An 11,446-nucleotide genomic window follows, 5' to 3' on the forward strand; every position below is an offset into this window, starting at 1 on the left:
GGTGCCGGCACCGTCACCCCGAATCTCCGGAGCAATCCCCATGCGTTTGCGACTCGCGGCCCTGGCCGCGCTCGTGGCCGTGTGTGCCGTGGCCTTTCCCGCGCACGCCGCCGCCCCCCTGACCCTGGACGACGCCTTTCGCCGCGTCGCCGACACACACCCCGACCTGCGGCTGTTCGGCACGCGCCGCGACGCGCTGGAGGCCGGGCTGGACCGCGCATCGTTGCGCCCCGCGCTGGTCGCCGGCGCCAGCATCGAGAACGCGTTCGGCACCGGCGAGGCCAGCGGCCTGGACGGCGCCGAGATCACCCTGAGCCTGGCCTCGGTGCTGGAGCGCGGCGGCAAGCTCGATGCGCGCCGGACCCTGGCGCAGCGCCGCATCGATGCTCTGGCGGTCGAACGCGAGGCGCAGCGGCTGGACCTGCTGGCCGAGGTGGCGCGCCGGTACCTGGCGATCGTCGCCGCCCAGCGGCAAGGCGCGATCGCACGGCTCGACATCGGGCAACGCCGGCGCACGGTCGCCGCGGCACGCCGGCGCCACGAGGCGGGCGCCTCGCCCGAATCGGTGGTGCTGACCGCGCAGGCCGCGCTCGCGCGGGCCGAGCTGGACCTGGCCCGCGCCGGGCAACGCGAGGCGGCCGCGCGCCAGCACCTGGCCGCGCTGTGGGGCGAACGCGCGCCCACGTTCGAGGTGGCCGGCGGCGATCCGCTGGCGCTGCCCGAGGTGGCCGGGTTCGCGGTGCTGGCCGATTGGCTGGCGCGCACGCCGGAGCTGGCGCAGTTCGTCGGCGAGGCGCGCATCCGCGAGGCGCGGCTGCAGCTCGCCCGCAGCCAGGCCACGCCCGACCTGGACTGGCAGGTCGGCGTACGCCGACTGCAAGGCAGCGACGACGTCGGCCTGGTCGGCAGCGTCTCGATCCCCCTGGGCAGTGCGGGCCGCGCGCAGCCGGGCATCCACGCCGCCCGGGCCGAGTTGGCCGGGCTGGAGATCGAGCGCGAGGCCAAGGGCCTATCGCTGTACTCGACGCTGGCCGAGGCCCACGGCCGCTACCGCGTCGCCCAGGTCGAGGTCGAACAGCTGGCGCGCGACGTGCTGCCTCGGCTGGCCGAGGCGGAGGCCGCCGCGCGGAAGGCCTACCGCGCCGGCGCGGCGAGCTACCTCGAGTGGGCGACGTTGCAGGCCGATCGCACCGCTGCCCGCCGCCAACAACTGGAGGCCGCGCTGGACGCGCAGCGCGCCCTCATCGAAATCCAGCGGCTTACCGGCCAGGCGTTCGTCGCCGGCGCGGCCCCGCAGACCGAACAAGGAGCCACCCCATGAAGCCGAGCCACCTGGTTGCCGCACTGGCACTCGCCCTGGGCCTCGCCGCCTGCAGCGAGGCGCCGACTCCGGCCGGGGACGCATCCCATGCGGAAGGGAGTGCCGGGCATGGCACGGAGACCGACGAGCACGGGCACGAGGAATCCGGCGGACACGCGGAGTCCGGCGAGCATTCCAAGGAAGCCGCCAGCACCGTCATCCCCGCCGCCATTGCCGAGAAGTCCGGCATCGAAGTACAGCCCGCCGGCGAGGGCGTGATTGCCGACGAACACGAAGTGCAGGGCCTGCTGACGCCGATCGAAGGCCGCGTGGCCGAGGCGAGCGCCCGTTTCCCCGGCGCCGTCCGTTCGCTGCGCGCCGACGTCGGCGACCAGGTCCGCGCCGGCCGGACGCTGGCGACGGTCGAGAGCAACCTGAGCCTGAGCACTTACGGCGTGACCGCGCCGATCTCCGGCGTGGTCACCGCCCGCAATGCGTCGGTCGGCGGCCTGGCGCGCGAAGGCACGCCGCTGTTCGAGATCGCCGACCTGTCGCAGCTGTGGGTCGACCTGCACGTCTTCGGCGCCGACGCCCAGCACATCCAGCCGGACGTGCCGGTCACCGTGACGCGCATGAGCGACGGCAAGACCGTGCACACCACGCTCGAACGCGTGCTGCCCGGCATGGCCACCGCCAGCCAGAGCACGATCGCGCGCGCCACGATCGAGAACGACGACGGCCTGTGGCGGCCGGGTTCGGCGGTCAAGGCGCGGATCACGGTCGAGCGGCAGCCGGTCGAGCTGATGGTGCCGCTGTCGGCGCTGCAGGCCATGGACGGCCGGGACGTGGTGTTCGTCCGCACCGGCGACACCTACACGGCCCGTCCGGTCGAAGTCGGCGTGCGTGATGGCGAGCGTGCCCAGATCCGGTCCGGCCTGCGCAAGGGCGAACAGGTCGTGGTCGAGGAGAGCTACCTGATCAAGGCCGACATCGAGAAGGAAGGGGCCTCGCATGACCACTGAGCCCCGTTCCCGCGAGCCCGGGGCGTTGGAGAAGATCGTCCGCTTCTCGATCCGGCATCGCTGGCTGATGCTGGTGCTGACGCTGGGCCTCATCGGTGTCGGCATCTGGAGCTTCACCCGGCTGCCGATCGATGCCACCCCCGACATCACCAACGTCCAGGTCCAGATCAACACCGAGGCGCCGGGCTACTCGCCGCTGGAGTCGGAGCAGCGCGTCACCTATCCGCTCGAGACCGCGCTGGCCGGCCTGCCGCAGCTGGACTACACCCGCTCGCTGTCGCGCTACGGCCTGTCCCAGGTCACCGTCGTGTTCGAGGACGGCACCGACCTGTACTTCGCGCGGCAACAGGTGGCCGAGCGCCTGCAGCAGATCGGCCCGAAGATCCCGGAAGGCCTGGAACCGCAGATGGGGCCGATCTCGACCGGCCTGGGCGAGATCTTCATGTACACGATCCATGCCACGCCAGGGGCCGCCAGGCCCGACGGCACGTCGTGGACCGCGACCGACCTGCGCACGCTGCAGGACTGGGTGATTCGCCCGCAGATGCGCAACACGCGCGGCGTCACCGAGGTCAACACCCTCGGCGGTTACGAGCGACAGGTCCACGTCACGCCCGATCCGTCCCGACTGGTCGCACTGGGCTTCACCCTGGGCGACATTGTCGAGGCGATCGCCGCCAACAACCAGAACATGGGCGCGGGCTATATCGAGCGCAACGGCCAGCAGTACCTGGTGCGGGTGCCGGGCCAGGTCGGCGGCCTCGACGAGATCCGCGACATCGTGCTCGACCGCCGCGACGGGCTGCCGATCCGCGTGAGCGACGTCGCCCAGGTCGGTGAAGGCAAGGAGCTGCGCACCGGTGCGGCGACCCAGAACGGCGGGGAGGTCGTGCTCGGCACCGTGGCCATGCTGGTCGGCGCCAACAGCCGCGAGGTCGCGCAGGCCGCGGCCGCCAGGCTGGAGGAAGCCAGTGCCAGCCTGCCGGGCGGCGTCGAGGCGACCGCCGTCTACGACCGCACCGAGTTGGTCGACCGCACGATCAGGACGATCTCCAAGAACCTGGTGGAGGGCGCGCTGCTGGTGATCGTGGTGCTGTTCCTGCTGCTGGGCAACATCCGCGCGGCGCTCATCACCGCCGCGGTCATCCCGCTGGCGATGCTGATCACGGTCATCGGCATGGTCCGTGGCGGCGTGTCCGGCAACCTGATGAGCCTGGGCGCGCTCGACTTCGGCCTGATCGTCGACGGCGCGGTGATCATCGTCGAGAACTGCCTGCGCCGCTTCGGCGAGATGCAGCACCGGCTGGGCCGGGTGATGACCGACGAGGAGCGCACCGACCTGACCGCATCGGCCACCGTCGAGGTGATCCGCCCGAGCCTGTTCGGACTGGGCATCATCACGGCGGTGTACCTGCCGATCTTCGCGCTGACCGGCATCGAGGGAAAGATGTTCCATCCGATGGCGATCACCGTGGTGCTGGCGCTGACCGGCGCCATGGTACTGGCGCTGACCTTCGTGCCGGCGTCGATCGCGGTGTTCCTCGGCGGCAAGGTCGAGGAGAAGGAGAACCGGGCCATCCGCTGGGCCCGACGCCGCTACGCCCCGCTGCTGGGATGGTCGCTGCGCCATCGCGGGTGGGTGCTTGGCGGCGCCGCGGCACTGGTGGTGGCCTGCGGACTGCTGGCCACGCGCCTGGGCGGCGAGTTCATCCCCGGCCTGGACGAGGGCGACATCACCATGCACGCGATGCGCATCCCCGGCACCGGCATCGAACAGGCGGTCAGGATGCAGGTCGCAGTCGAGGAGGCGGTACTGCCGATTCCCGAGGTCGAGCGGGTGTTCAGCAAGATCGGCACCGCCGAGGTCGCCACCGATCCGATGCCGCCGAACGTGGCCGACACCATGATGATGATCAAGCCGCGCGACGAGTGGCCCGATCCGCGCAAGCCGAAGGCGCAGCTGATCGCGGAGATCCGGGCGGTCGTCTCGGAGGTCCCGGGGAACAACTACGAGTTCACCCAGCCGATCGAGATGCGCTTCAACGAGCTGATCTCCGGCGTACGCGCCGACGTCGCGGTCAAGGTGTTCGGCGACGACCTGGACACGCTGGTGGAAACCGCCGAACGGATCGAGGCGGTCGCCCGGCGGATCGACGGCGCGGCCGACGTGAGGACCGAGCAGGTCACGGGCCTGCCGCTGCTGACGGTGGTGCCCGACCGCGAAGCGCTGGCGCGCTACGGGCTCAACCCGAGCGTGGTGCAGGAGACCGTCGCCACTGCGGTTGGCGGCCGGGTGACCAGCCAGTTGTTCGACGGCGATCGCCGCTTCGACATCGTCGCGCGCCTGCCGGAGCATCTGCGCGAGGACCCCGCCGCACTGGCCGACCTGCCGATCCCGCTGGGCGCGGCCGCCAATGCCGACGAGTCCAGCCGCGATCCGGCCTGGTCGGACGACCCGCCGCAGACGATCCCGCTGCGCGAGGTGGCCACGATCGAGAAGATCCTCGGGCCCAACCAGGTCAATCGCGAGAACGGCAAGCGCCGGGTGGTGGTCACTGCCAATGTGCGCGACCGCGACCTGGGCAGCTTCGTCGACGAGTTGCAACGGCGCATTGCCGGGCAGGTGGACATCCCGGCGGGCTACTGGATCGACTACGGCGGCACGTTCGAGCAGTTGATCTCGGCCAGCCGGCGACTCGCGATCGTGGTGCCGGTCACGCTGGTGATCATCTTCGGGCTGCTGTTCATGGCCTTCGGTTCGGCGAAGGACGCCGCCATCGTGTTCAGCGGCGTGCCCCTGGCGCTGACCGGCGGCGTGGTCGCGCTCGCCTTGCGCGACATTCCGCTGTCGATCACCGCGGGCGTGGGCTTCATCGCGCTCTCGGGCGTGGCCGTGCTCAACGGCCTGGTCATGGTCGCCTTCATCCGCAAGCTGCGCGAGCGGGGCGATCCGCTGGACGATGCGATCGTCGATGGCGCGCTCGGGCGCCTGCGGCCGGTGCTGATGACCGCGCTGGTCGCCTCGCTGGGCTTCCTGCCGATGGCGTTCAACGTCGGCACCGGTTCGGAGGTGCAGCGGCCGCTGGCGACGGTGGTGATCGGCGGCATCGTGTCCTCGACCCTGCTCACGCTGCTGGTGCTGCCGGCGCTCTATCGCTGGCTGCATCGCGACAACGGGCGCGACCAGGAGATGCTGGAGGACTGACCCGATGACCGATTCGTGCTGCAGCGGCAGCGCCGATATCCGTGCCATGGAGGCGCGGCAGCGGCGGGTGTCGATGATCGGCTGGCGGTCGGCCCATGCGGATGCCCCATTTTTCACCGCTGGCGTTTGCACCGGCTTCACCACGCAAGAGATGCCGCTGCGGATGAGTTTCCGGGCTGGGCATGTGATCTATATTCGTGCTTTCCACCGGAAGCACATCATGCCGAAGATCGCCCGGAGAGACCTCATCAAGGCGCTGGCTGCAGGAGCCCTCGCATCGCCGATGCTGTCGGCTGCGCGGCCGGCGGACCAGGCCTGCCGCTCGGCAAGCCCGCGCTGGGGCAAGGGAATGGAAGGGCAGCGCAATGCGGATCTGGGCAATGGGACCTATCTCAATCCCATCGTGGCGGGCGACCATCCTGACCCGACGATCCTCAAGGATGGCGACGATTACTACATGACGTTCTCGTCGTTCTATTCCTATCCGGGCCTGGTGATCTGGCATTCCACCGACCTGGTCAACTGGGCACCCATCGGTCCTGCGCTGCGGAAGGAACTGGGCGTGATCTGGGCGGTCGATCTTTGCAAGCACGGCGATCGCTACTTCATCTATCTGCCGGCGAATCCGGACGATCGGGAATGGTCGATCTACGCGATCTGGGCCGACGACATCCGGGGGCCGTGGAGCGAGCCGGTCGACCTCGGGATTTCCGGCTGCATAGATCCCGGCCACGTCGTCGGGGAAGACGGAAAGCGCTATCTCTTCGTCAACGGCATCCGCAAGATCCGGCTCACCGACGACGGACTGGCGACGGATGGAACGCTCGAGCATGCCTACAGTCCATGGCGCTATCCCGATGACTGGATCGCCGAGAACTTCGCGCCCGAAGGCCCGAAACTGATCCGGCACGGCGACTGGTTCTACCTGGTCACGGCAGTGGGCGGCACGGCCGGTCCGGTCACCGGTCATATGGTCATCGCGGCCCGCTCGAAATCGGTGCACGGCCCGTGGGAGCATTGCCCGCGCAATCCCTTGGTGCGCACCGTTTCGGAATCCGAGCCGTGGTGGTCCAGAGGGCATGCCTCCTTGGTGGAGGGCCCCGCCGGCGACTGGTGGATGGTCTATCACGGTTACGAGAACGGATTCAGGACCCTGGGGCGCCAGACCCTGCTGGAGCCGATCGAGTGGACCGCGGACGGCTGGTTTCGCGCCATGGGCGGCGATCTGTCCCTGCCCATCCGCAAGCCGGCGAAGGGCAGGCCCGGCCCCGCCGGATTCGCGCTGTCGGACGATTTCTCGACCGACCGGTTCGGCATCCAGTGGTGTTTCCACGATCCCGAACCGGACGAGATGGCCCGTGTCGAGCGGACCGGCCGAGGACTGATGCTGGCGGCGGCCGGAAGCTCGCCGGCGGACAGCACGCCGTTGGCCTGCATCGTGGCGGACCGCGCCTACCAGGCGGAGGTCACGCTGCAGCTTTCCGGCGAGTCCGAAGCCGGCCTGCTGCTGTTCTACAACCACAAGGCCTTCGTGGGCGTTGGCTTCACGCCGGACACGATCAAGACCTATCAATACGCGGAAGAGCAGGTCTGGGCGCGGCTCCCGCACGCCAATCGGCGTATGCGCATAAAGCTGACCAACGACCGCAACGTCATCACCTACGAATATTCGTACGACGACGGCCGCTCATGGCAGCTGCACCTCACTCGCGTGGAGGTGTCCGGCATGCACCACAACGTTTTCGGCGGCTTCCTTAGCCTCAAGGTGGGCATCTACAGCGCTGCGAAGGGAGTGGTCCTGCTTAGCGACTTCCGGTACCGGGGGGTGGATCGATCTGCAGACTTGTAACGGACACACTGATGAATCCTTCTTTGCGAAGTGCACCAAACGTGTCCGTTTCTGGCGCGATAGCCGAGATGCACTCGACCTCAAACAAGGATGGAAGGCTGATGTCCGTTTCCGGCCGCGGATTCAATCGGTCGAAAGCGGACACCAGGATAGATGTCGCCCGCGACATCCATTGGGTTCAAAATTCAGGGTGAGAAATTAATCACCAATCGTTACGCACGCCTGTAATGGACGCTTCGGATACTGCTCGGCTGTTGCTTTGACGACACGCTGCTTTTCCACTCATCGAAGGGTCTATTGCTCATGCGCGGTCCCCGTTCTCACTCATGCACTCGCATTGCGATGGCAATTGCGATTGTTTTTTCTGCTCCCATGGTATCGATCGCGCAAGAGACGGTAGAAGCTCAGCCTGAGGCGAAAGAAGTCCCTGCTCCTGGGGGAAGCGACAAAGTCAGCGAGTTGGATGCGGTGGTGGTCACGGGTTCGGCGAGGACTCAGCGCCGTTTCGACGCCTCCTATGCGGTCAATTCCCTGACTGCGGAGGAAGTGCAGAAGCTTGCACCCAAGAGCTATGCGGACCTGCTGGGCAACGTGCCAGGCATCCACGTCGAGTCGACCGGCGGCGAAGTACAGAACATCACCCGTCTCCGAGGCATTCCGACCGACCGCGGCTACATCATTTTCCAGCAGGATGGCTTGCCGCTGTTCCACGAAATCGACGGGCACTTCTTCAACTCGGGCGAAGGCATGCATCGCTTCGATGTCATGAACCAGCGCGTCGAAGTCGTGCGTGGCGGTCCGGCGCCGATCTATGCCAGCGGCGGCGCGGCCATCGTCAACAACATCCTGGCCGAGGGCGGCGACGAGACGAGGGGCAAGGCCCAGCTCACGCTCGGCGATACCGGGCTCTACCGCGCCGAGGCATTTCAATCGGGAGCCCTTTCCGAGGATACCTACTACGCCGTGGGCGGCTTCCTGCGCCACCATGACGGCTATCGGGACAACGGATTCCCCAACGATCAAGGCGGCCAGCTACGCGCCAACCTCAAGCACTACCTGGAAGACGGCTGGATAAAGTTCAGCGGCACCTATGTCGACGACCACAACGTCTTCTACCTGCCGATTCCGATCGCCGATCCACGCGATCCCTCGGTGTCGCTGAACCCGTACCTGGATTACTTCACAGGTACCATGAACTCCCCTTCGCTGCGTAACGTGACCCTCAAGTATCTGGATTCCGCAGGCGTGATGCAGGGTCTGCATCGGGATCTGGCGAACGGCCGCCATATGCGCTTCGGAAACGTCGGCTTTCAGTACGAGAACAACGCCGGCGACTGGGTCGTCTCGCTCAAGTCTGGCTACACCAAGGGCAAGGTGAGCTTCGATGCGCTCTATTCCACAACCAATCCGGTCGACGGAAACACGTTCGCCAATAGCTACCTGAGCAGGGCGCAGAGCGCTTTCGGCGCCGGCGTCGCTTCGATGGGCTACGCCCTGGCCGGCACGAACGGTGCGACGGCTTACGATCCTTATTCGGCTTCCGGTTTGGTGATCTCGGCGCAGTATCGCGCCGTCGAGTCGGAGTTCTATTCGGCGCAGGCGGACCTGAGCGCAGCTCGCCGGTTCGAAACCGGCTTCGGCGCGCACGATCTCAATATCGGCGTGTATACCTCGTTCTATGGAACCACGGCGTTCACGGCCTACCAGGACATGCTGCTTGAAGTCGCGGGCAAGCCGAGGACGTTGGATCTGGTGGCCTATTCGGCCCAAGGCGCGCCGCTGGGTTACGTAACCGACAACGGCGTGCTGCGCTATACGACCACGCTCAATGCCGGTGAAGTCGATGCGAAGATGTTCGCGGTGTACGCCAACGATACCTGGGAAATCACCGATAACCTCAAGCTGGACGCTGGCGTCCGCCACGAGCGATACAGCTATGACGGCTATGCCGAGCAGACCGACGGTGCCAACCTGGGCGATGCCGAAACGCTGGCCGACGACACCACCCGGCGCTTCAGCGGCGGTACGCAGACGCACAATCTGGACCCGTCGGTCACCAATTGGACGGTCGGCCTGAACTACGACTTCAATTCCAGTTTCGGCGCTTACGGCCGCGCCTCGCATGTAGAGATCGCGCCGCAGTCCAGCGTCGCACGCAGCATCGATCCGACCATTGTCGAGACCAAAACCGATCAGTACGAGTTGGGCTTGAAGGCGACCTTCGATCGTTCCTATCTGTACCTGACCGCCTTCTACACCAAGTTCGATCCGTTGAATGCCTCGTTCGTGGCTTACAACCCGATCACCGGCCGCAACGACCAGTCGGTACCCTTCATAGGCACCGCGGTGTCGAAGGGCGTCGAGATGGACGGTCTGTTCAGGGCCTCGGATTGGTTCTCGCTGGCAGGCGCGGTGACGCTCAGCGATCCGCAGTACAAGAATCTGCAGAACAGTGCCGGTGCGGATCCAAGCGCGGTGAACGGCAACCAGATCGTTCGCGAGCCGAAGGTTTACGGAAATATCCGTCCGACTTTCAGCTTCATGGCCGGCAATAGCGAGATCGAAGCCTATCTTCGCTACGATTTCGTCGGCAAGGCCTATGTCGATCTGTTCAACCGCACGGCGCTGCCTTCTTACCAGACGCTGGGGTTCGGGCTATCCTGGAAACGCGGCCCTTGGGGCGTGCAACTTGTGGGCGACAACCTGACCGAGGAGAAAGGCTTGACCGAGGGTAATACCCGCACCGATGCCTTGGCGGGACAAGGGTCGAGCGAGGCGATCTACGGTCGTCCGCTGTTCGGCCGCAATTTCCGTCTGGTATTGAGTCGGAGCTGGTAATGCGGCTTGCGCTGTTGCTGTGCATGGCTCTCGCCGCGATCCAGCCGGTATTCGCGGCGACCGCGGAAGACAGGGTAATCGCGGCGCTCGGCAAGCGCTTGTTTCCGGTGGTTGCTGCGATGGACAGGTCGCAGGCGGGCGCGGAAGTCCGCTCGATGCTGGCCGAGCGAGGTCACCGCCTTGCGGCGTGTGCTGATGACGCTCCTTGCAAGGTCGCTGCGTCGGCCTGGAAAGAAGACGAGATCGGGCTGGTATCGGAGATGGCCGCCACCGATGGAGCGTCTGCCGAAGCCCGCGAGCGCCGAGACGCCGTCCGTCGCGAACTGGCGGGGCTCAACGCCATTCTCGACGTCTATGGCAAGGGCGGCACACCGCGCTATCCGGAGATCGACGGCCCGATCGGGAAGAAGGGCAGCCAGCGGCTCGCCGCCGATATCGCCGTGGCCGCTTCCATCGGCGAGGTAGGCCGCGATGAAGCGGTTGCCGCGTTCGACCCCAGCATCGGCCTGGCGCTGGCGCTCATCGACGTGAACGATCGCCTGGACGCCATCGCCTTCGAGCCATTCGACGGCGGATTCAATTCGGATGCCTTCCAGCGCGCCGGGAAGCTGGACTGGTCGCGCTACCGTTACACCTCGATCATCGTGCTCGGGGCAGGGCCGGAAGACCTGCTGACGCCGCTGAGCGCGCGGGGCAAGCTGCACATCAAGGTCGCCGCCCAGCGCTACTTCAACGGTCTGGCACCCTTTATCATCGTGAGCGGCGCTGCCGTGCACCCGCGCGAGACGCGCTTCGTCGAAGCCGTCGAAATGCGCCGCGCACTGATCGAACGCTATGGAGTGCCGGCGCATGCGATCGTGATCGAACCCTACGCACGGCATACGACGACCAACCTACGCAACTCGGCACGATTGCTGATGTCGATGAAGGCGCCGATGGATCGCGACGCGCTTGTTCTGAGCGATCCCCGGCACATCGACGCCGTGGAGAGCGCCGAGTTCATCGCGCGTAACCAGCGCGAGCTGGGTTACCAGCCTGGCAAGGTCGGCGAACGTACCTCGCCCTTCGATATCGTTTTCCGTCCGTCCCCGGATGCCGCCCGGGTCGATCCGCTCGACCCGCTCGATCCTTGAACCCGCGGCCAAGAGCGGACATTGCAGTAACGCACCACTTTTTTAAGGGGTTTCGGGGACATATGATGGGGGAGGATGCGCGCCCGAACGGCTGAGTAT

At 66.7% G+C, this 11,446-nt stretch carries 6 protein-coding genes; all 6 read left to right on the forward strand.

Annotated features, from left to right (window positions below; all coding sequences use genetic code 11):
* The first annotated feature begins 40 nt into the window (after positions 1–40).
* The 6 genes from AB5T46_RS10900 (at position 41) to AB5T46_RS10925 (ending at position 11,347) form a co-directional block, all read left to right on the forward strand.
* The gene (locus AB5T46_RS10900; protein ID WP_370563955.1) at positions 41–1,321 is read left to right on the forward strand and encodes a TolC family protein; all 1,281 of its coding nucleotides are present in this window, start codon (positions 41–43) and stop codon (positions 1,319–1,321) included.
* Complete coding sequence (locus AB5T46_RS10905) at positions 1,318–2,322, forward strand: efflux RND transporter periplasmic adaptor subunit (protein WP_370563957.1); 1,005 nt, start codon at positions 1,318–1,320, stop codon at positions 2,320–2,322. The genes AB5T46_RS10900 and AB5T46_RS10905 overlap by 4 nt, the downstream gene beginning before the upstream one ends.
* Complete coding sequence (locus AB5T46_RS10910) at positions 2,312–5,527, forward strand: efflux RND transporter permease subunit (RefSeq protein WP_370563958.1); 3,216 nt, start codon at positions 2,312–2,314, stop codon at positions 5,525–5,527. The genes AB5T46_RS10905 and AB5T46_RS10910 overlap by 11 nt, the downstream gene beginning before the upstream one ends.
* Before the next feature lie 220 nt (positions 5,528–5,747).
* Complete coding sequence (locus AB5T46_RS10915; RefSeq protein ID WP_370563970.1) at positions 5,748–7,376, forward strand: family 43 glycosylhydrolase; 1,629 nt, start codon at positions 5,748–5,750, stop codon at positions 7,374–7,376.
* A 372-nt stretch (positions 7,377–7,748) separates the two neighbouring features.
* The gene (locus AB5T46_RS10920; RefSeq protein ID WP_370563960.1) at positions 7,749–10,214 is read left to right on the forward strand and encodes a TonB-dependent receptor; all 2,466 of its coding nucleotides are present in this window, start codon (positions 7,749–7,751) and stop codon (positions 10,212–10,214) included.
* Positions 10,214–11,347, forward strand: coding sequence for a YdcF family protein (locus AB5T46_RS10925; protein ID WP_370563961.1), 1,134 nt, complete (start codon positions 10,214–10,216; stop codon positions 11,345–11,347). The genes AB5T46_RS10920 and AB5T46_RS10925 overlap by 1 nt, the downstream gene beginning before the upstream one ends.
* Positions 11,348–11,446: the final 99 nt, after the last annotated feature.

The organism is Luteimonas salinilitoris (assembly GCF_041300785.1).
Classification (GTDB): domain Bacteria; phylum Pseudomonadota; class Gammaproteobacteria; order Xanthomonadales; family Xanthomonadaceae; genus Luteimonas; species Luteimonas salinilitoris.

Bases quoted from the DNA above. Each gene is read 5' to 3' on its own strand.
- AB5T46_RS10925 (WP_370563961.1), top strand. From the start codon at position 10,214: ATGCGGCTTGCGCTGTTGCTGTGCATGGCTCTCGCCGCGATCCAGCCG.
- AB5T46_RS10900 (WP_370563955.1), top strand. From the start codon at position 41: ATGCGTTTGCGACTCGCGGCCCTGGCCGCGCTCGTGGCCGTGTGTGCC.
- AB5T46_RS10920 (WP_370563960.1), top strand. From the start codon at position 7,749: ATGGTATCGATCGCGCAAGAGACGGTAGAAGCTCAGCCTGAGGCGAAA.
- AB5T46_RS10905 (WP_370563957.1), top strand. From the start codon at position 1,318: ATGAAGCCGAGCCACCTGGTTGCCGCACTGGCACTCGCCCTGGGCCTC.
- AB5T46_RS10915 (WP_370563970.1), top strand. From the start codon at position 5,748: ATGCCGAAGATCGCCCGGAGAGACCTCATCAAGGCGCTGGCTGCAGGA.
- AB5T46_RS10910 (WP_370563958.1), top strand. From the start codon at position 2,312: ATGACCACTGAGCCCCGTTCCCGCGAGCCCGGGGCGTTGGAGAAGATC.